We start from the raw sequence: 19,369 nt of genomic DNA, 5'->3' as shown, positions 1-19,369 counted from the left end.
ATCTCAACAAGCGCCATGTTACAAGTCTCGTGGCGGATGAAAGCGGCGCAGTCTGCGCCGCTTTGCCGATGGTGCGCGGCGCTTTTAGCGGCTCTTGATGCCGAGGGCGAAGGCGATGAAGGACCAGCCCTGGAAGATCAGGTCTATCGCCAGGAAAAGGCCAAGGACGAACAGGCTGTTGACCGGCCATTTGATGGCGATGATGAGGCCAAGCAGCAAGGTGACGACACCGCCCGCAACGATCCACCCCCAGCCAGCCGATGGTTTTGATTTGAAGCCGAGCCAGATGCGGAATGCGCCGGAACCGAGAAGTGCCGCCGCCAGAAGGAAGGTCAGCACGCCGGCCGCCAGCACCGGATTGATGAAGGCGACGATGCCCGCCGCCGTATAAAGCAGGCCGCTCAGGAGCCAGAAGAAGAAGCTGCCCCAGGTTTTGACGCCGAATGCATGAACGATTTCCATGGCGCCGCCGATGAGCATCATCAGGCCGACATAGTAGACCGAGACCACGGTGGCGAGAACCAGATTGCCGAAGGCGATGCCTCCGAGGATCAGCAGCGCCACCCCAAGGGCGAGAAACCAGCCCCACTTGCTGGAAAGTTCTGCCGGAAAGGTCGGGCGGTCGATATCATTATGAGCTGTTGCCATGAGACGTCCCTCAAATTGTCAAGCCTCATGACCAGTATAGAGCATGTATTGAATTTGACCAGCTTATCACAACCGCCGCGTTCTTCGTGATGCGGGGCTGCAAGGCGCAGTTTTCTGTGGTCCGGTGCTAAGGCGCCTCCAAGTCATGCGCAGGTTTGGCGGATCGTTGTCGCAGCCCCTGTTCGTTTGGGGGGCGCAGCATTATATCCCTTTGCTATTACAGTCGTTTTCCGCTTAAAGTCTACCGATGTTCGATCTCGTTTCCCACTACTGGCCGCATATCCTGTTTGTCCTGTCGGTTGTTCTCGGAGCGATCGCCGCCATTCACGCGACCATGACGAAGGAAGAAGTGCGCACCGCCATCGGCTGGGTAGGCGTGATCGTGCTTTCGCCGATCGTGGGAGCGGTGGTCTATGCCATTGCGGGTGTGAACCGCATCCGCCGTTCGACCCTCAGCCACCAGCGCGCCAACCGGGGCAAGATTGCGCTTTATCACCTGTCGCACTTCGATACGACGAATGACCTCGTGCGCGCAGCCTTCGGGCGTCAGTTCGGAGCGATGAAGATACTGGGCGATGCGGTGAGCCTCTATGACTTCACGAGCGGCAACAATATCGACATGCTGGAGACGGGCGACGAAGCCTATGCCGCCATGCTCGACGCCATAGGCCGCGCCGAGCGCAGCATCATGCTGGAAACCTATATTTTCGACCGGGATGGGATTGGGGAAGTATTTGCCGATGCCCTGGGCGATGCGGTCCGGCGCGGCGTGGAAGTGCGCGTGCTCGTCGATGCGGTCGGTGCGCGCTATTCCTTTCCGAGCATCGTGAAGCTCCTGAAAGACAAGGGCGTCGCGGTCGATGTGTTCAACGGCAATATCATCATCGGGCTGCGCCTGCCTTACGCCAATCTGCGCACCCACCGTAAAATCCTCATCGTCGACGGCAAGATCGCCTTCACCGGCGGTATGAATATTCGTGCGGGCTTCGTGCGAAGGATAGCCGGCGACGCGGTTGCCTTCGATACGCATTTCAAGCTGGAAGGTCCGGCGATTGCCGATCTCTTTCATATCGCATCGGAAGACTGGCGCTTTGCGACCGGCGAGCTTCTCACCGGGGAAGCATGGAAGATCGCACCGCCGGAAAACCCGCCGGGCACCGGAACGCTGGTGCGCGTCGTCGGATCCGGGCCGGACAAGAACGTGGAAACCAACCAGCGCATGATGATGGGCGCCTTCTCGATTGCCGAGCAGCATATTCTCATCATGACGCCCTATCTCTTGCCGGACCGCGAATTGATCAGCGCGCTGGTGACGGCTGCGCGGCGCGGCGTGTCGGTGGATATCGTCGTGCCGGGCGTCAATAATCTGAAGCTCGTCGACCGCGCCATGCGCGCCCAGTTCGACCAGTTGCTGAAGGACGGCTGCCGCATCTGGCGGGCGGGCGGTGCCTTCAATCACTCCAAGCTGATGACCATCGACGGCGCATGGTCCTATGTCGGATCGTCCAATATCGATCCGCGTTCGCTGCGGCTGAATTTCGAGGTCGATCTGGAAATCCTCGACCGCGATGTGGCGCGTCAGGTGGAGGAGCGCATCGGCAAGGTGATAGAGGACAGCCGCGAGGTCAACCTTGCGCGTCTCAAGAGCCGGCCTTTCCTGGAGCGCCTTCTGGACCGGATTATCTGGCTGGGTTCGCCTTACCTCTAATTATCATCCCGTTCGGCTGTTAAATATTTCCGGGCTGAGTTCCTCGAGCAGGCTCGTTGCCGATTTGAGGTCGAGATGTGCCTTGACCGGCAGGTGATCGGATGCCAGCCGCGCCAGCGGCGTGTTGTGCACTTCAACCGATGTGACCAGATTGTGGGGTGCGCCAAGCACGCGATCCAGCGCAAAAACCGGAAACCGCGAGGGGAAGCTCGGTACTGCCGTTGCGACATGGTTGAATGTCGGCATGAGGGCCGCGAGCGAGGAACGCTTGCCGACGCGCCATTCGTTGAGGTCGCCGATCAGCAGGGTCGGCAGCGTGTCGGCCTCCTGCAGGACGGTAAGGATGCTTTCGGCCTGCTGCTCGCGGGAGCGCTTCAGGAGGCCAAGATGCGCGGCGATGACGCGCAATGGTCCCGCCGGGAATTGCAGGTCCGCGACCAGCGCGCCGCGCGGCTCGACACCGGGCAGCTTGAGCTGCTGCACATTGCGCACCACGCCTTCGCGGAACAGAAGCACGTTGCCGTGCCAGCCGTGACCCTTGGGCATGGTGGCGGTTATCGGCACCGGCACGAGCCCGTGGCGGCGTTCGAGCAGGCCCAGATCAAGCAGGCCGGAACGCTCGCCGAAACGCCTGTCGGCTTCCTGCAAGGCGATCACGTCCGCGTCGATTTCGCTGATGACTTCAGCCGTGCGCTGCGGATTGAACTGCTTGTCGATGCCGATGCATTTGTGGACGTTGTAGGATGCAATGACGACATCCCCGCCGGTAATGTTGGCGTTGAGCGGCCTGTAGCCCGGCCTGTTCCGGATCGCAGTCAGGATGGTCTTCGATATCCGGTTTGGTTCTTTCTTTTTCAGCACCCGTTTTTCACCAGTCAGCTATTCGGTTCCGAAAGACAATGACTTCTGCCAGTGAGATAAACTCGCATCCGTCTCTATATAGTCGGATTGTACATCTGTTTGAATAGCAATTGCCTACACAATTCGATGAGAGCCAGACGCGAGTGCACTGTTAGAGCGCTTCGTGCCTGATCAAACTCACCTAGGTTCCAGGTCTCATCTTGCAATGAAGCGGATCAGCCGGTCGGTGAGGCCGGTATAAGGCGGCTTGATGAGATCGCTCGGCGCCGGGGCATATTTGGTCAGGACCGGCATTGCCTTGGAAAAGGTCAGGAAGCCGTCATGGCCGTGATACTGGCCCATGCCGCTTGCACCCACGCCGCCGAATGGCAGGTTGCTACAGGCGAAATGGTAGAGCGTATCGTTGACACAGACACCGCCTGCAACGATGCGGCTCAACACCATTTCAATTTCTGCGGTGTTGTCGCTGAAACAGTAAAGTGCCAGCGGACGATCAAGCTTCAGAACGAAACCGATCGCATCGTCGAGCAGGCGGTAACTGATGATCGGCAGAAGTGGGCCGAAAATCTCCTCCTGCATGATGGCGCTGTCGGGGTCGGGCTCCAGCACGAGAGCGGGCGGCATCAATCGCGGTTGACCGGAACCGGGGAGAAGCTCGATGACGGATTCGCTCTTGCTGGCGGCATCCATCAGCAGGTTCGCGAGCCGTGTCTCCTGCGCGTCATTGATGATCGTGGTGCGGTCTTTTTCCGCTGGTGAACCGCCATAGCGCGCCTGCATTTCGGCGCGCAGGAGGTTCACGAATTCATCGCGCTGGCTGTGGTGGATCAGAACGTAATCGGGCGCGATGCAGGTTTGCCCGGCATTGAAGAACTTGCCCGTCGCGATTGCGCGGGCCGCGCGTTTGATATTGGCGATTTCGCTGACGATGGCGGGCGACTTGCCGCCGAGTTCCAGCGTCACGGGCGTCAGGTTTGGTGCCGCCGCCGCCATGATCTTGCGCCCGACAGCGGTCGAGCCGGTGAAAAAGAGATGGTCGAATGGCAGCGATGCGAATTGCGCGGAAAGCGCTGCGTCGCCAAGGGCAACGGCAACGCGGTCCTCCGGGAAGACTTCCCCAAGCAGGCTTTGCAGAAATTGCGCAGTGCGCGGCGTATGTTCGGATGGTTTCAGGAAGACATGGTTTCCAGCCGCGATTGCCGCGACGAGCGGTGCCAGTGCCAGATTGACCGGATAGTTCCACGGCGCGATGATCCCCACCACGCCCAGCGGAACATAGCGGATTTCCGCTTTTGCCGGCCACATTTTCCAACCGGCCTTGCGGCGTTTCGGTTTCATCCAGCGCTTGAGGTTGTGCAGGGCATCGTCGATTTCGGCAAAGACGACGCTGGCCTCGCCAAGCAGGGTTTCGTGCAGCGAGCGATTGCCGAAATCCGCGCTGATGGCCTTCGCCATCTCATCCTGCCTTGCTTCAAGCCGCTCCCGCAGGCGTTTCAGATCGTCCAGACGCTGCTCGCAGGCCGGACGGCTCTCAAGCCAGGCGTGACGCAGGCGCTCGAACGGCAGTTGCAACATCTGTTCTTCAACCGCCATAGGCAAAATCCTCGGTCGAGCGGGCAAAGAGAAATTGCGCGGCATAATAGGTTGCCAGCACCCAAAGGCCATTCAGCGGAATGTCGAGGCTGAACCGGCCATAGGCAAGCAGCGTGTCGCTTGCCATGAAGAACAGGCCGCCCGCTGCGGCAAGCCATGCGGCGTAGCGTTGCGGCGTTTCAGGTTCGGTGCCGAGCGCACGGCTCATCGCCTGTGCCGCCATGATGCCAAGGGCCGCGGCATAGATGATGACCGGAACTATCAGCGGGGTCGGCAGCGACGGCCAGAGGCCAGCTATGATGGCAAGGGCTGCGATGGCGAAAATGGCGAAAACGCCTTTGTGCGCCGCAAAGCGCGCATGACGGCAAAGGGCATAGATATAGGCGCAATGGGTGATGAGAAAGCAGATCAGGCCCGCCATGAAGTAGTCGCCGGGCAGCATCAGGAAAAAGTCGCCCAGTGCCGCGAAAGCCAGACCGAAGGCCACGGCAAAGCCATAGGATTTCGATTTGGGCCGCCCGGCGCAAAGGACAGCTGCGAGCAGCAGCAGTGTAGCGGTTGGCTTGGTCAGATAATGCAGCCAGCGCCAGCCTGAAACCTCGCCATTATAGCTCATCACGCTCCCTGCGATGGCGCAGATCGCGCAGAGCAGGAACAGGCCATAGAGCGTTCTGTTTCCTGCGAATTCCAGCAAGCCTCTTCGGCGCATATTCGCTCCCCGTTATTATATCTGAGCAAAGGGATTGTGCAGCCAATTGCGAGATCAGCGCAATAGGCACAATTCCGGGAGGCGCTTGCCCTGTTGACAACGTTCTGTTGAAGAACGCTCAGGCGCGCCGCCAGACCGTCGGCTTGTTTTCCTGCCAGCCGTTTTTGTGCAGCAAGGGTGTGTCGTCATCAGCCAGCGGCCAGCCGATGCATAGGTAAAGGCTGAAGCGCCAGCCCGGCTGGGCCTGAAACAGCTTTTCCATGGCCTGCGGATCGAGAATCGAGACCATGCCGACGCCAAGCCCGAACGATCTTGCCGCCAGATTGAGGTTCTGGACCGCCATCGCCGTGCTGTGCTCGAGGGTGACGGCCATGGACTGCCTGCCGAGCCCATGTCCTTCGGTCGGCGCAGTTTCGGTGAAAATGGCAAGCTGCACCGGGGCGACGCTGATGCCTTCCAGTTTCAGGTCCCGGTAGTGCCGTGCGCGCTCGCCGTCATAGATCTGCGCGGCTGACCGGTTGGCCTTAAGAAAGATGTCGTGAACCGCCGCGCGTTTTCCAGCAGTTTCAACCGAAATCACCCGCCAGGGGCGGGCATTGCCGACGGAAGGGGCATAATCCATCGCTTCCTGCAAAGCCTCGATGATTCCATCGTCCACGGGTCGGTCGCTGAAGTGACGGACATCCCGCCGCCATTTCAGCAATTCAAAGAAAGCGGTGCGTTCGGAAGGAGAAAACTGCATCGACTGCCAAATATAGGTTGAAATAACGGGAGCATGTCTCCCAAACCGTTTCACACTTTTGCTGGAAATGCTCTGAAGCATGTCGCCTGAATACGATAAAGTACGACATGCTTGAGCGCAAAGCGTGAGACGGCCGGACCATGCTCCAGAAACAAAAAAGCCCGCTCGCGCGGGCTTTTTGGGGTGCTTCTGAACCTTGGTAGTGGTCCGAAGACTTGGAAATGGTGCCCAGAAGAGGACTCGAACCTCCACGCCCTTGCGAGCGCCAGCACCTGAAGCTGGTGCGTCTACCAATTCCGCCATCTGGGCGACGAGGACCCATCTAAGGGGTCGACCTGCCTCTGTCAATCGCGTTTTCGACATTCAGCCAGCTTTTTTTCAGCCGATGCTTTTTTCGCGTTGAAAAGCTCGTCGGGCGCGCGGGCGCGCCCGAAAAATTCACAGCCAAACGGCTATCAGGCTTCGAGAATTTCCTTCGAAGCAACGGTCGAATCAGCATTGAGCCGGTAAATGACCGGAACGCCGGTGTTGAGTTCCTGCTTGAGAATCTGTTCCGGGGTCAGGCCGTCCAGCGCCATGATGAGCGCCCGCAGAGAATTGCCGTGTGCGGCGACCAGAACCGTCTCGCCGCGCAGCACATGCGGCTGCACCGTGTGCAGATAATAGGGCCATACGCGCGCGCCGGTATCCTTCAGGCTTTCGCCGCCCGGAGGCGGGACGTCATAGGAACGGCGCCAGATATGGACCTGTTCCTCGCCCCATTTGGCGCGGGCATCGTCCTTGTTGAGGCCGGACAGGTCGCCATAGTCGCGTTCGTTCAGGGCCTGGTCGCGAATCGTTTCGAGGTTCGACTGGCCAAGCTCATCGAGAATGTGCTGGCAGGTCACCTGCGCCCGCGACAGCGCGGACGTGTAAGCGATATCGAACTTGAGACCGGCGGCCTTCAGGCGCTGGCCAGCGGCCTTGGCTTCGGCATGGCCCTGTTCGGTCAGGCCCGGATCGCGCCAGCCGGTGAACAGGTTCTTGAGGTTCCATTCGCTTTGACCGTGGCGGACCAGGACGAGAGTACGAGACATATGCAACGCTCCGTTAGAGAGCGCATCCCGAAAAGTGTGAGGCGGTTTTCGGATAGGATGCGCGATAAAACAAAACTCTGGAGCGCCGATCTGAACAGGATCGGTGCTCCGGTGGAAAAATCAGTCGTTCAGCCCGAGAACATCGAGCATCGAATAGAGGCCGGGCTTTTTGCCATAGGCCCAAAGTGCGGCCTTGATCGCACCGCGCGCAAAGATCGAGCGGTCTTCGGCATGGTGGGAGAGAACAATGCGCTCACCGGGACCGGCAAGAATGACTGAGTGCTCGCCGATGACCGAACCGCCGCGCAAGGTGGCAAAGCCGATGGAGCCGGTTTCACGCGGTCCCGTATAGCCGTCGCGCACGCGGACGCTGTTTTCCGCCAGTGCAATGTCGCGTCCCTTCGCTGCCGCTTCGCCAAGCAGCAGGGCGGTGCCGGATGGCGCATCGACCTTGTGCTTGTGGTGCATTTCAAGGATTTCGATATCGAAATCCGCCGGATCAAGCGCTTGCGCCGCCTTCTGCACCAGAACGGACAGAAGATTGACGCCGAGGCTCATATTACCCGACTTGACGATGGTTGCGTGGCGGGCAGCGGCGCGGATCTTGTCCTCGTCCTCAGCCGAGCAGCCCGTCGTGCCGATGACGTGCACGATGCGCGCCTGTGCGGCGAGGCCCGCAAATTCGACGCTTGCCGCCGGGCTTGTGAAATCAAGAACGCCGTGCGCGCCGGCAAAAACCGGCAGCGGATCGTCGGTGATGCGCACGCCGAGCGGGCCGATGCCGGTGACTTCGCCCGCATCCCTGCCCAGAAGGGGAGAGCTGGACCGTTCGATGGCGCCGACCAGTTTCGCGCCTTCGATGGCCTGGATGGTGCGGATCAGGGTCTGGCCCATGCGTCCGCCAGCGCCGACGACGACCAGGCCCATTTCGCTGTTCTGCGTTTCTCCGCTCATCGTGGTTCTCCTGTCCGCAGTTCTTCTGTCGTCTTTTCGGTGATGAAATCGCCGTTGCCGCTCTGCAACTGATAGAAACGGGCATAGACGCCGTTCGGGATGGCGATGAGGTCGTCATGACGGCCTTCCTCCACCACCCGGCCGGCCTCCATCACCACGATGCGATCCGCATTGACCACGGTGGAAAGGCGATGCGCAATCACGACCGTGGTGCGGTTCTGCATGATGCCTTCCAGCGCCTGCTGGACCCGCTTCTCCGATTCATTGTCGAGGGCTGAAGTCGCCTCGTCGAGCAGGAGAACCGGTGCATTGCGAACGATGGCGCGAGCGATGGAAACGCGCTGGCGCTGGCCGCCGGAAAGCGTCACGCCGTTTTCGCCGACCGGCGTATCGTAGCCCTGCGGCTGCTGCAGGATGAATTCATGCGCATGGGCAAGCTTGGCTGCCTCGACGATTTCCTCATCCGTCGCGTCCGGGCGGCCATAGCGGATGTTGTCGGCAATGGTGCCTTCGAACAGATAAGGCTGCTGCGAGACATAGGCGATGGCATGGCGCAGCGACTGCTTCCTGACGTGCGCAATGTCCTGCCCATCGAACAGGATCTGGCCGCGGTCGAGATCGTAGAAGCGCTGGACAAGGTTGATGAGCGTCGACTTGCCGGCACCCGAAGCGCCGACCACGGCGGTGGTTTCGCCCGCCCTGGCGACGAAGCTGACGCCGTGCAGCACCGGCGCGGCCTCGTTATAGGAGAAATAGATATCCTCGAAGCGGATTTCGCCGGGACCGGCTTTCAGCTCCACCGCGTCCGCAACATCGCGCTGGCGCGGTTCGATATCCAGCACCTCATAGATCATGCGTGCGTTGACGAGCGCCTTTTCCAGCCCGACCTGAAGGCGGGCAAGACGGCGGGCCGGGTCATAGGCGAGCAGCATCGCGGTGATGAAGGCGAAGGTTGCGCCGGGAGGCTGCTGTTCGAGAATGGCGCGATAGCCGCTATAGGCCAGCACGCCCGCCACGGCAAAACCGGCCAGCATTTCGGAAATGGGCGTCGTCCGCTCGGATACCTTGGCGATCTTGTTGCTGCGGCCTTCCGACTGGTCGATCAGCTTGCCGATCTTGGCGCGCAGCTGGTCTTCCATCGTAAAGGCCTTGACGATGGCAATGCCTTGAATCGATTCCTGCATCGCACCCAGCAGATGTGAATTGAGATGCACGAGATCGCGGGTGACGGAGCGAATGCGGCGCGAAATATAGGCTACGGCCAGAATGAGCGGCGGTCCGATCAGGAAGATCGCAACGGACAGGATCGGGTCCATGTAGAACATGGTGGCGACGAGACCGATCAGCGAGATAAGGTCACGCGCGATCGACGAAATCGTCATGTTGAGGAGATCGCGGATGCCGGAAACATTCTGGTTGATCTGTGCCGCCAGATGGCCGGAACGGGTATCATTGTAGAAATCGAGACCGAGCTTCATCAGATGGTCGAAAATACGCTTCTGATAGCGCGCGACCAGATTGTTGCCGATCTTGGCGAGCTCAACGGCCTGTATGTAGCCGGAAATGCCGCGCAAGATGAAAATGCCCAGCAATGCGCCGCAGATGACCCAGACCAGACCGAGATTCTGCTCGTAGAAAATCTTGTCGATCATCGGCTTCATCAGATAGGCGAGCGCGCCGTTCGATCCGCCGACGATGAGCGATGCCAGTATGGCTATGATGTAGTTCTGCTTATATTCGCGGATGTTTTCCGACATCATGCGCCGGATTACGCGGGTGGCTTCGCCCGTATCGATCTTCTTGTTTTTCTTCTTGAATAGACTCACGTGCAAAAGCGCTTTTTGTCTCTTGGCCCTCCGGCTGGACCGGCGGCTATCGTTGAAAATACGACTTCCATACGGAAACGCTGCACTGAAAAAGCTCTCGGCAATTTCGGTGCAGCGTTTCTATAACGTTATCCGCGCGGCTTGACCATCCTCAAGCTTTAGCGGCTGGAGCGGTTCAGGTTAAAATGGAGCCGTCGGCACCACTCTGATATTTGCCCCGTCGCTCAGTCGATCCGCCAGCGGCGCCCTTCGGTCGAGACTTCGAAACGGGCGGGGGCCTGTGCGAAGGCGGAAAGCCCGGCAAGGGCTGCAAGCTGATGGGTGATCACGCGGACAGGAATGTCGCGCATGATGGCCTTGTGCGGGGCCTTGTCCTCGAACGCCTCGCGGAAAGCACCCGCCTTGAGCGCGGAAAGGATGCGCTGCGGAATGCCGCCGGAAAGATAGACGCCGCCTTGCGCCTTGAAAATCAGCGCCAGATCGCCTGCCAGCCGCCCGAGATAGGTGACGAACAGATGCAGGGTTTCTTCCGCCTGCGCATTGCTGCCGTCGAGCCCGGCGGAGGTGATGTCGGCGGGGGTTTCCAGCGTCGGCGTCACCTCGTCAGCGGCGCATATGGCCAGATAGAGATTGCGCAGTCCGCGCCCGCAAAGAATCTGTTCGCCAGCGACGCGGCCCTCGATGCGCTCGATATGCGGGAAGACCTGATAGTCGCGTTCGCTGCGCGGACCGATGTCGATATGGCCGCCTTCGCCCGGCACCGGCACCCATGCGTGGCGCGTGCGGACAAGACCGGCAACGCCAAGCCCGGTGCCCGGCCCGAGCACGACGCGGGTAGCAATCACTTCTTCGGGCCTGCCGCCGATCTGTTCCAGATGTTCGCTGCCCAGAGACACGACGGCCAGCGCCTGCGCCTCGAAATCGTTCAGCACGGTCACATCCTCGAAGCCGAGATCGGCGATCATCTTCTTCGGGCGCACGACCCAGTCGCAATTGGTGAGGTCGATCTCGTCGCCGTCGACGGGACCAGCCACAGCCAGAATGGCGGAACGCGGACGGATCGAGATATGATCGAGAACAGCGTCCTGTATGGCCTCATCGATGGTTGCATAATCCGCCGTCTGGAGAACGGGAAACTCCTTCGGCTCGGCATTGGAATCCACCAGGATGGCAAAACGGGCATTGGTGCCGCCGATATCGCCGACAAGTACCGGAAACCGGAAACCCTGTTCGGCCCGCTCTATCTCTTTGTTTTCATGCATGTCTTTGTCCCAGAACCGGTTCCCGTTTTTGGGACATGCGATCGTCGCGGGCATGTCCTCTCCCTGGTCATGTCATCCGTCCGCAGAAAAACGCCCGCGGCGGATCAGTGCTTTTGTTTCAGTCGAGCGCCTTGATCAGCCTTTCGGCGGTTGCGCGATTGAGCGCCATCGGAATGTCGTAGACGCTGCCGAGGCGCGTCAGCGCCTTCACATCGACATCGTGCGGAAGCGGAGACAGCGGGTCGATGAAGAAGATGAGCACTTCCACCGTTCCTTCCGCAATCATGGCGCCGATCTGCTGGTCGCCGCCGAGCGGCCCGCTTTTCACGCGCTGAATGCGGAGGGAAGGGCAGGCATCAAGTATGAGGCCGCCGGTCGTTCCCGTCGCCACGATGTCATAGCGGGACAGTGCCTGCTCATGCGCTTTTGCGAAGGCGACCATGTCGTCCTTCTTCTGGTCGTGGGCGATCAATGCGATGCGCAGGCGTTCCGTCATGAATGAGCAACCTTACGAGTTGATAACCTTGTCATTGGCATTCTAAATCGTTTTAAACCTATAGCGAAGTGCCCAGGACCTGAAAAGCGCTAAAAGCCTCACTGCACGCCGTAGGTGACATCGGCGATCGAATTCGGGGATGGACCGTTGAGCACGGCGGCGCAAGCCTTCGGCAGATCGGAGACCATCACCGGGCGCGGCTTTTTCGGCGGTTCCGTCGATGGCTTTGCCGGCTTCCACGGTTCATCCGTAAACCACCAGGCGAGCGACTTGTCACAACCGTCACCGGCAGCCACTTTCGGCTGTCCCTTGCACTGGGGCGAACCGGGCTGGCAGGTCAGGCGCACATGGAAATGGTAGAAGTGACCCCAGTAAGGGCGAACCTTGCCGAGCCAGCTCCTGTCGCCCTTCACCGTGTCGCAAAGCTCCTTCTTGATGCCGGGATGCACGAAGATGCGCTCGACTTCCGGGTAGCTTGCGGCATGTTTGATAAGGGCCGTGCGGGCAGGGGTCCATTTCTTCGGATCGACATAGAGCGAATCCGGTTTCAGCATCGAAACGGCGGAAACGCTTTCACGTTCGGCATCGGTAAACCGCTTTTTGGGCATTGGCGTCAGCCAGATATCGGCATCGAGGCCGACCTGATGCGAGGCATGGCCGGTCAGCATCGGGCCACCGCGCGGCTGCGAAATGTCGCCGACGAGCAGGCCGGGCCAGCCGTCCTTTGCCGCATCGCGGGAGAGTTTTTCCAGAAGGCCGATCATGCGCGGATGGCCCCACCGACGATTGCGCGAAAGCCGCATCACCTGCCAGTTCGGTCCGTCCGTCGGCAGAGCCACGGCTCCGGCGAGGCATCCCTTGGCATAAAAGCCGATGGATTGCGGGTCTTGCGCCAGAACAGGAAGCGCCTGCGCACCAAAAGCCTGTTTGGCGGGCATGTCTTCCGCGACGGCCATGGGCACGAAGTCGGGGGCGATCATTGCGGCAAGCGAAGCTGCGAGAACGATCTTCTTCAATCTGTTTGCGATCATGGGGCAATTCCATGTTTTGCCGGGGCTGTGGCTGCGAATCAAAGCGGCCGGATTGCGGGCATTATGCTGTGTCAACGGCGGGGCTTCAATGGCGGTCGGCAGTTTGTGCTGCCGACCGCATTTTCGTCAGTGCTGCCGCAGCCTTGCCAGCAAGGCCAGAACCAGCAATGGCATCACCGTGCAGAAGGCGATCAAGGGCCATGCGGTATCGCCGGGCAGGAAGATTACCAGTGCTGTTCCTGCCAGGCTGACGATCAGGCTCTGGATGCAGAAATAGACCGCGACCGCCATGCCCGCGCTGTCGTCAAAGGCGGCAAGCGCACCGTTTGCCGTCATCGATGCGGTGAGAACGATGCCGACAGCGGCAAGCCACATGGGGACGATGAGGCTCAGGAACGAAGGCGCCAGCAATGTTTCGCCGAGGACCAGAAGCAGGGCGCTGGCAAGAAGTGTGGCCATGCCCAGCGCCACGCTGGTGCGCGCGCCCCATTTCTGCGTCTTGCGGGGCAGGACGCGGGTGGCGGCGATCATGACGAGGGCAACGCTTGCAAAGGCGAAGCTGAAGCCGGTTTCACCAAAGCCGCCGCGTTCGATCAGAATGCGCGGTGCGGTGGAAAAGAACACGAAGAACGTGCCCATCGCCGTCGCGAAGCCGAGCGTATAGGTCCAGAAGCTGAAGTCGCGCACGATCCGGCGGAGATTTCCGACACTTGGAGCAGCGCCGGGTGGCCGCGTCTCCTGCCAGTGGCGCATGGCGCGCAACGTCACGGCGAGGCCGAGGAGGCCGAGCATGGCGAAGATCGCCCGCCATCCAAAACCCTTTGCGACAAGCGCACCGGCAATCGGCCCGAGCGCTGGGACGAAGGAAAGCATGGCGCTGAAAAGGCCGTAGATCGTCGCACCTTCCGGACGGGCGGCATAAACATCGCGGACCGTTGCGAAAGTGGCGACCAGCGCCGCCGATGCGCCCGTTGCCTGTACGAAACGAAGCGCCACGAAAACCGCTGCATTGTCTGTGATCGCCAGGGCGAAAGACGAAAGGGCGAAAACCAGCCCGCCGCCGATCAGGACGGGCCTGCGCCCGAAACGGTCCGACAACGGGCCGAACAGCAACTGCCCGACGCCCAGCATCACCATGTAGAGGCTGAGGGTCAGCTGCACCATGGCGGGGGTCGTTCGCAGGATGGAGGGCATGGACGGCACGACCGGCAGGTAGATGTCCATGGCCAGCGAGGCGAGAATGTCGAAAGGAGCCATCAGCGCGAGCGCGAAAGGCAGGGAATAGCTCCACTGTGGAGTTTGTTTGTTATCAAAAGGCATGACTAAGCATCCGCTCGAGAAAAATCGGGCGGCTATCTGCCTTTTATAAACGCGCATCTTCGGGATGCGTTTTAAGGGGAATTGGTCCGGGGCAGACGCCGCAACAGGTCGGAAAGGCTGTTGCGGCTTATATGGTTGCGAGTTCGGTGCTGCTCATTCTGTGTTGTCCCGGTTCTGTTACGAGTTTGCTTTTAGCAGCAGCACGGCTTCAGCGCCAGCGATCATCGCGCCACATGGCCGAAAAGGCCGTCCGGTAGTCGGGATAGGCAAATTCGTAACCCAGATCCCTGATGCGCCGGTTGGAGACACGTTTGTTCTCGCCATAGAAGGAACGGGCCATCGGCGTCAGATCGGCATCCTCGAAGGCGACTTCCGGCGGTGGCGTCACGCCCATCAGTTCGGCGGCGTAGGTGACGACATCCTGCGGGGGGCTCGGTTCATTGTCGGTGATATTGAAGATGCCGCCCGTATCGGTGCCTGCCAGAAAGCGCAAGGAACCGGCAATGTCATCGACATGGATGCGGTTGAAAATCTGGTTTTCCTTGATGACGCGCCGCGCGGTGCCGCGATTCAGATTGACGAAGGCATTGCGGCCCGGCCCATAGATGCCGGAAAGCCTTAAGATCGCGAGCGGCGTTCCGTGCCGTTCGCTCAATTGTCCCCACGCCTTTTCGGCTTCGACGCGTTCCAGATTGCGGCGCGAGGAAGGTTTGCAGGCCGTGGTTTCGTCTACCCATGCGCCCTGATGGTCGCCATAGACGCCGACCGTCGACAGATAGCCGATCCAGCGGATGGTGTTGTCGGAACGGCGAAGCGCCTCCTCGACGATGGCGACAGCGGGATCGCCGCTTTCGCCGGGAGAGATCGAAACGACCACATGGGTCGACTGCGCAAGCCTGTCCAGAAGTTCGGGCGAGGGTGTTTGGCCGTCGAAAAGCAGCGGCTTTATGCCCGCCTGTTCGAGGAGGGGGAATTTCTGCTCGTGCCGCGTGGTCCCGTCGATGCGTTCCGCTTCGCCGGTCACCCTGCGTGCAAAGGCCTGGGCGGAATAACCGGCTCCGAACAGAAATATGCGCATCAAACTTCCTCCATATCCCACTCTGCCTGCACCGTAGCATCCTCTTCCGATGAGGCCAGGCGTTTCTGAACACTGGCCGCGTGGTCGGGGCTTGCCAGTTGCTTCAAGGCCCATATCGCTGCGCCGCGCACGACCGGCGCTTCGTCTTCCAGCAATCGTTCGACATCCGGCAGAAGCGTCGCATCGCCGGAATTGCCGGTAGCGATCAGCACATTACGGATGAAGCGATCGCGCCCGATCCGTTTCACCGGGGAGCCGGAAAAGAACGTGCGGAAAGCCGGATCATCCAGCGCCAGCAGATCGTGGAGACGCGGTTCCTTCAGGTCTTCGCGGGCTTTCAGCTTCATTTCGCTGGTCGCCTGCGCGAACTTGTTCCAAGGGCAGACGGAAAGGCAGTCGTCGCAGCCATAGATACGGTTGCCCATCGCTTTCCGGAACTCTTGCGGGATCGGTCCCTTGTTCTCGATGGTGAGATAGGAAATGCAGCGTCGCGCATCGATGCGATAGGGTGCCGGGAAAGCCTTGGTCGGGCAGGCGTCGAGACAGGCGCGGCAGGAGCCGCAATGGTCCCGCTCGGGCTCGTCGGGCGGAATTTCCGCCGTGGTGAAGATCGAGCCGAGGAACAGCCATGAGCCAAGCTCGCGGCTGACCAGATTGGTATGCTTGCCCTGCCAGCCGAGACCGGCAGCTTGCGCCAGCGGCTTTTCCATGACGGGCGCGGTATCGACGAAGACCTTGACATCCTGTCCGGCGCGCGCGGCAAAACGGCTCGCAATGTGCTTCAGCTTGCCCTTGATGATGTCATGATAGTCGCGGTTCTGCGCATAGACGGATATGGCCGCGCGATCCTGCTTTTCCAGAATGGCGAGCGGATTGGCGTCCGGCCCGTAATTCATGGCCAGCATCATGATGGAACGGACTTCCGGCCACAATACGCTCGGATCGGCGCGGCGGGCTTCCGTTTCCTCCATCCAGTCCATATCGGCGTGATGGCCGTCGGCAATATACTGGCGCAGCCGTTCGGGCGCTTGCGGAATTGCATCGGGCGCGGTGAAGGCAACCGCGTCGAAACCAGCCGCCTTCGCCTCTTCGATCAGGAAGCGCTTGAGTTTCTGTTCGCGGCTATCAGAAATCGAGGTCGCCATAATGGGCCACCGGGGCAAGCCCGCGCACGCGGTCGGAAAGCAACGGGCGGAAAGCCGGGCGCGATTTCATGCGTGCATACCAGTCACGCGCCGCTTTGGTTTCGCCCCATTCGATCTCGCCCAGATAATCAAGGACGGATATGGAAGCTGCCGCCGCCATGTCGGCATAGCTTGGATGCGCGCCGCCGAGCCAGTCGCGGGTCGCGGCCAGCCAGTCGATATATTTCATATGCTGGCGGATATTGGTCCGGGCGGCGCGGATGGCGGTCGAATCCGGCGCGCTGCCGCCCATCTCTGCCGCCATCTGCAACTTGAATACACGTTCGCGGGCAATGTGGCGCGTCACTTCATTTTCGAATTTCAGCAGGAACCAGTCGACCAGGCGGCGCACTTCGGCGCGCTCCATCGGGCTTTCCGGCAGGAGGCGGCGGCTGCGCTTCAATGCGCCGCGCGTCTCGTCCAGATATTCGGCGATCACCGTTGCGCCCACGACCGGAAGGTCGTTTTCGGCCAGGAGCACGGGCAGGGTTGCCGCCGGGTTCAGCGCCAGGAATTCCTTGCGGCGCGACCACGGCCGTTCCTCGATAAGTTCCGCTTCAACGCCATATTCGCCGAGGATGAGCCGCACATAGCGCGAACCCGAAGACATGGGATGATGAAAAAGCGTAAGCATGATCGACGCGAGACTCTCGACTGAAGCTTGAATTGAACGTCCGGAGTTTGCACGGCGGCTGGCGTTTGCGCATGCAGCAGGCTATTTCCTGCAATCAAGCGATTCGACGCCGCCTCAACGGAATATAAAGTCTATAAGGGCTATGTTTGCGTGAGACAAGCAATCGCTGGAAATGCGTGTTTTCAGCCGATGGCCCGCTATCCCGATCCGCCTTTTTAACCCGTCACCGTGCCCACTATCCCAAGGTACTGACTTCATGGATATTTTCAATCTACTGGAAGCTGCATTTCTCGGTCTCATCGAAGGTCTGACCGAATTTATCCCTGTTTCCTCCACCGGGCATTTGCTGCTGGTCGGGCACTTTCTTGGCTTTGAATCCACAGGAAAGACCTTCGAGGTGCTGATCCAGCTCGGCGCCATTCTGGCCATTCTGACGGTCTATTCGGCGAAACTTCTTAAAATCCTCACCGATTTCCCCCGCGATGCCCGCACGCGGCGCTTCGTTTTCGGCATTCTGGTCGCCTTCCTGCCTGCGGCCGTCATCGGCGCTCTCGCGCATGGCTTCATCAAGAGCGTGCTGTTCGAAACGCCGATGCTGGTCTGCGCCATGCTTATCATCGGCGGGTTCGTCCTGCTGTGGGTGGACCAGCTCAATCTGCGTCCGCGCTATCATGATGTGATGGATTATCCGCTGCCCATGTGCCTGGCCATCGGCTTCATCCAGTGCCTGGCGATGATACCGGGCGTGTCTCGCTCCGGTTCCACCATTGTCGGCTCGCTGCTGCTCGGCGCCGACAAGCGTTCGGCAGCCGAGTTCTCGTTCTTCCTCGCCATGCCCACCATGGCGGGCGCTTTTGCCTATGATCTCTACAAGAGCCGCGATATCCTGTCGTTCAACGACGGGGCGCTGATCGGGGTAGGCTTTGTGATGGCCTTCATCTCCGGCGTTTTCGTCGTGCGCTATCTGCTCGATTACGTATCCCGCCACGGCTTCAAGCTGTTTGCCTGGTGGCGTCTGATCGTCGGTGCGCTCGGAATGGCGGCACTGTTGATCTGGGGATGAGGTGCGGTCCGCGCAGCGGACAAAAAGCCCGTGAGCCGGACAGCAAAAAGGGGCCTTCCGGCCCCTTGTTCATTTCCGCTGCGGCTGTGGATCAAGCAAAGCCGGTCTTGGTGTACTGGCCGGCGACGCGGTAGCGCCACAGATAGGATGGCAGCACGGCGTCGACGCTTTCCGGCGTGATGCCCATGCCCTGCAAAGTGCGACCTTCCTTGATGGCTTTTTCCGAAACCACATTGTCGAATTTCAGCAGCGTCACCTGATCGTTGGTGAGCATCGGGTTCGGCAGCAGGCCGAGGATGGATGCCTGCAAACGGGCAACCCACCAGGGCATGGAAACGATGAGGCGCTTGCGGGCGATCACGCCGAGCATGTCCTTCATCCAGTTCCTGAACGGCTGCACATCGGGGCCGCCGAGTTCATAGACGCCGCCCGGCATCAGCTTGCCGTCGACGGCACGCGCCACGGCTTCCGCCACGTCGCCGACATAGACCGGCTGGAGCTTCGTTTCGCCGCCGCCGATTGCAGGCAGGAATGGCGAGAAGCGCGCCATGTTGGCGAAGCGGTTGAAGAAGCGGTCCTCGGGACCGAAAATGATCGACGGGCGCAGGATGACGCTGTCCGGCAGGACGGAAAGAATGGCCTTTTCGCCTTCCGCCTTGGTGCGCGCATAATCCGACGGCGAATTGGCGTCGGCTGCAAGCGAGGACACATGCGTCATGCGGATGCCTGCGGCCTTGGCGGCTTCGGCGATGTTCTTCGCGCCGAGCACCTGGACCGTGTTGAAACGCTGGCGGCCGCTTTCGGACAGAATGCCGACGAGGTTGACCACATGGTCGGAACCCTTGATGACATGTTCCACGGAGCCGCGATGGCGCACATTGGCCTGCACCATCTGGATCTGGCCGACATTGCCGAGCGGCGCCATGTAATAGGCAATTTCCGGCTTGCGCACGGCAACGCGCACGCGGTAGCCGCGCTTGGTGAGAGCCGCAACCACTGCGCGCCCGACAAAGCCTGAGCCGCCGAAAACGGTGACCAGTTTCGGCCTGTTATGGACTTCGTTCGGTTCGGTCTTCATCCTAAACTCCTGCATGAAAGCACGCTATTCGAGCGGTGATTTATCGCCTTTTTGCCACAAGGCAAAGGGGACTTGTTGTCACGATTGCGAAAGCTGCCGGTTTTCC

The 19,369-nt window shown here is 60.3% G+C and carries 18 protein-coding genes and 1 tRNA gene; 2 read left to right on the top strand and 17 right to left on the bottom strand.

Annotated elements, in window-relative coordinates; genetic code table 11:
• Positions 1-84: 84 nt before the first annotated feature.
• Complete coding sequence (locus JNC63_RS18035) at positions 85-648, bottom strand: HdeD family acid-resistance protein (protein ID WP_075042326.1); 564 nt, start codon at positions 646-648, stop codon at positions 85-87.
• A 247-nt stretch (positions 649-895) separates the two neighbouring features.
• Here JNC63_RS18035 and cls point away from each other — a divergent pair, with 247 nt between their 5' ends.
• Complete coding sequence (cls, locus tag JNC63_RS18030; protein WP_006467607.1) at positions 896-2,356, top strand: cardiolipin synthase; 1,461 nt, start codon at positions 896-898, stop codon at positions 2,354-2,356.
• Between the two features lie 3 nt (positions 2,357-2,359).
• Here the strand turns inward: cls and JNC63_RS18025 are convergent, their stop codons facing one another.
• The 15 genes from JNC63_RS18025 to JNC63_RS17955 all read right to left on the bottom strand — a co-directional run bounded on the left by JNC63_RS18025 (position 2,360) and on the right by JNC63_RS17955 (position 17,122).
• Positions 2,360-3,217, bottom strand: coding sequence for an endonuclease/exonuclease/phosphatase family protein (locus JNC63_RS18025; RefSeq protein ID WP_021587126.1), 858 nt, complete (start codon positions 3,215-3,217; stop codon positions 2,360-2,362).
• A 195-nt stretch (positions 3,218-3,412) separates the two neighbouring features.
• Complete coding sequence (locus tag JNC63_RS18020; protein ID WP_063881547.1) at positions 3,413-4,810, bottom strand: coniferyl aldehyde dehydrogenase; 1,398 nt, start codon at positions 4,808-4,810, stop codon at positions 3,413-3,415.
• A complete protein-coding gene (locus JNC63_RS18015; RefSeq protein ID WP_025090786.1) occupies positions 4,800-5,519 on the bottom strand; it encodes a lysoplasmalogenase in 720 nt (239 codons plus the stop codon). The genes JNC63_RS18020 and JNC63_RS18015 overlap by 11 nt, the downstream gene beginning before the upstream one ends.
• A 118-nt stretch (positions 5,520-5,637) precedes the next feature.
• A complete protein-coding gene (gene bluB, locus JNC63_RS18010; protein ID WP_063881546.1) occupies positions 5,638-6,261 on the bottom strand; it encodes a 5,6-dimethylbenzimidazole synthase in 624 nt (207 codons plus the stop codon).
• Positions 6,262-6,483: 222 nt separating this feature from the next.
• Positions 6,484-6,570 (bottom strand) — tRNA-Leu (locus JNC63_RS18005).
• A 146-nt stretch (positions 6,571-6,716) separates the two neighbouring features.
• A complete protein-coding gene (locus JNC63_RS18000) occupies positions 6,717-7,337 on the bottom strand; it encodes a 2,3-bisphosphoglycerate-dependent phosphoglycerate mutase (RefSeq protein WP_006472278.1) in 621 nt (206 codons plus the stop codon).
• A gap of 120 nt (positions 7,338-7,457) precedes the next feature.
• Positions 7,458-8,291, bottom strand: a complete 834-nt coding sequence (gene dapB / locus JNC63_RS17995; protein WP_063881545.1) for a 4-hydroxy-tetrahydrodipicolinate reductase — start codon at positions 8,289-8,291, stop codon at positions 7,458-7,460.
• Entirely contained in the window at positions 8,288-10,117 is a 1,830-nt protein-coding gene (locus JNC63_RS17990; RefSeq protein ID WP_063881544.1) for an ABC transporter ATP-binding protein, read from the bottom strand. Before JNC63_RS17990 ends, dapB begins: the two co-directional genes overlap by 4 nt.
• A 224-nt stretch (positions 10,118-10,341) precedes the next feature.
• Positions 10,342-11,379, bottom strand: coding sequence for a glucokinase (locus JNC63_RS17985; protein WP_063881578.1), 1,038 nt, complete (start codon positions 11,377-11,379; stop codon positions 10,342-10,344).
• Between the two features lie 118 nt (positions 11,380-11,497).
• Positions 11,498-11,875: a methylglyoxal synthase gene (locus JNC63_RS17980; protein ID WP_021587119.1), complete on the bottom strand. Its 378-nt coding sequence runs from the start codon at positions 11,873-11,875 to the stop codon at positions 11,498-11,500.
• 98 nt (positions 11,876-11,973) lie between these two features.
• Positions 11,974-12,906 (bottom strand): penicillin-insensitive murein endopeptidase, encoded by a 933-nt coding sequence (mepA, locus tag JNC63_RS17975; RefSeq protein WP_031346857.1) that lies wholly within the window; start codon positions 12,904-12,906, stop codon positions 11,974-11,976.
• 126 nt (positions 12,907-13,032) lie between these two features.
• On the bottom strand, positions 13,033-14,226 hold the full coding sequence (cml, locus tag JNC63_RS17970; protein WP_063881543.1) for a CmlA/FloR family chloramphenicol efflux MFS transporter: 1,194 nt from the start codon (positions 14,224-14,226) through the stop codon (positions 13,033-13,035).
• 208 nt (positions 14,227-14,434) lie between these two features.
• Complete coding sequence (locus JNC63_RS17965) at positions 14,435-15,304, bottom strand: SDR family oxidoreductase (RefSeq protein ID WP_075042321.1); 870 nt, start codon at positions 15,302-15,304, stop codon at positions 14,435-14,437.
• The gene (gene queG / locus JNC63_RS17960) at positions 15,304-16,449 is read right to left on the bottom strand and encodes a tRNA epoxyqueuosine(34) reductase QueG (protein WP_063881541.1); all 1,146 of its coding nucleotides are present in this window, start codon (positions 16,447-16,449) and stop codon (positions 15,304-15,306) included. Before queG ends, JNC63_RS17965 begins: the two co-directional genes overlap by 1 nt.
• On the bottom strand, positions 16,430-17,122 hold the full coding sequence (locus JNC63_RS17955; protein WP_006467595.1) for a glutathione S-transferase family protein: 693 nt from the start codon (positions 17,120-17,122) through the stop codon (positions 16,430-16,432). The genes queG and JNC63_RS17955 overlap by 20 nt, the downstream gene beginning before the upstream one ends.
• A 256-nt stretch (positions 17,123-17,378) precedes the next feature.
• Between JNC63_RS17955 and JNC63_RS17950 the strand changes: the two genes are divergently transcribed.
• Positions 17,379-18,185, top strand: a complete 807-nt coding sequence (locus tag JNC63_RS17950; RefSeq protein ID WP_063881540.1) for an undecaprenyl-diphosphate phosphatase — start codon at positions 17,379-17,381, stop codon at positions 18,183-18,185.
• A gap of 91 nt (positions 18,186-18,276) precedes the next feature.
• Here JNC63_RS17950 and JNC63_RS17945 read toward each other — a convergent pair whose 3' ends face one another.
• Positions 18,277-19,263: a complex I NDUFA9 subunit family protein gene (locus tag JNC63_RS17945; RefSeq protein ID WP_063881539.1), complete on the bottom strand. Its 987-nt coding sequence runs from the start codon at positions 19,261-19,263 to the stop codon at positions 18,277-18,279.
• Positions 19,264-19,369 lie beyond the last annotated feature (106 nt).

This window comes from Brucella ciceri, assembly GCF_041930145.1.
Lineage (GTDB): Bacteria > Pseudomonadota > Alphaproteobacteria > Rhizobiales > Rhizobiaceae > Brucella > Brucella intermedia.
Note: the sequence above shows the minus strand (reverse complement) of the source record. Positions and strands in the feature narration are given on the sequence as shown.

Excerpts from the sequence above, each read along its gene's own strand:
- JNC63_RS18035 (WP_075042326.1), bottom strand. The coding sequence starts at position 648 with ATGGCAACAGCTCATAATGATATCGACCGCCCGACCTTTCCGGCAGAA.
- cls (WP_006467607.1), top strand. The coding sequence starts at position 896 with ATGTTCGATCTCGTTTCCCACTACTGGCCGCATATCCTGTTTGTCCTG.
- JNC63_RS18020 (WP_063881547.1), bottom strand. The coding sequence starts at position 4,810 with ATGGCGGTTGAAGAACAGATGTTGCAACTGCCGTTCGAGCGCCTGCGT.
- JNC63_RS18015 (WP_025090786.1), bottom strand. The coding sequence starts at position 5,519 with ATGCGCCGAAGAGGCTTGCTGGAATTCGCAGGAAACAGAACGCTCTAT.
- bluB (WP_063881546.1), bottom strand. The coding sequence starts at position 6,261 with ATGCAGTTTTCTCCTTCCGAACGCACCGCTTTCTTTGAATTGCTGAAA.
- JNC63_RS18000 (WP_006472278.1), bottom strand. The coding sequence starts at position 7,337 with ATGTCTCGTACTCTCGTCCTGGTCCGCCACGGTCAAAGCGAATGGAAC.
- dapB (WP_063881545.1), bottom strand. The coding sequence starts at position 8,291 with ATGAGCGGAGAAACGCAGAACAGCGAAATGGGCCTGGTCGTCGTCGGC.
- JNC63_RS17985 (WP_063881578.1), bottom strand. The coding sequence starts at position 11,379 with ATGCATGAAAACAAAGAGATAGAGCGGGCCGAACAGGGTTTCCGGTTT.
- JNC63_RS17980 (WP_021587119.1), bottom strand. The coding sequence starts at position 11,875 with ATGACGGAACGCCTGCGCATCGCATTGATCGCCCACGACCAGAAGAAG.
- mepA (WP_031346857.1), bottom strand. The coding sequence starts at position 12,906 with ATGATCGCAAACAGATTGAAGAAGATCGTTCTCGCAGCTTCGCTTGCC.
- cml (WP_063881543.1), bottom strand. The coding sequence starts at position 14,226 with ATGCCTTTTGATAACAAACAAACTCCACAGTGGAGCTATTCCCTGCCT.
- JNC63_RS17965 (WP_075042321.1), bottom strand. The coding sequence starts at position 15,304 with ATGCGCATATTTCTGTTCGGAGCCGGTTATTCCGCCCAGGCCTTTGCA.
- queG (WP_063881541.1), bottom strand. The coding sequence starts at position 16,449 with ATGGCGACCTCGATTTCTGATAGCCGCGAACAGAAACTCAAGCGCTTC.
- JNC63_RS17955 (WP_006467595.1), bottom strand. The coding sequence starts at position 17,122 with ATGCTTACGCTTTTTCATCATCCCATGTCTTCGGGTTCGCGCTATGTG.
- JNC63_RS17950 (WP_063881540.1), top strand. The coding sequence starts at position 17,379 with ATGGATATTTTCAATCTACTGGAAGCTGCATTTCTCGGTCTCATCGAA.
- JNC63_RS17945 (WP_063881539.1), bottom strand. The coding sequence starts at position 19,263 with ATGAAGACCGAACCGAACGAAGTCCATAACAGGCCGAAACTGGTCACC.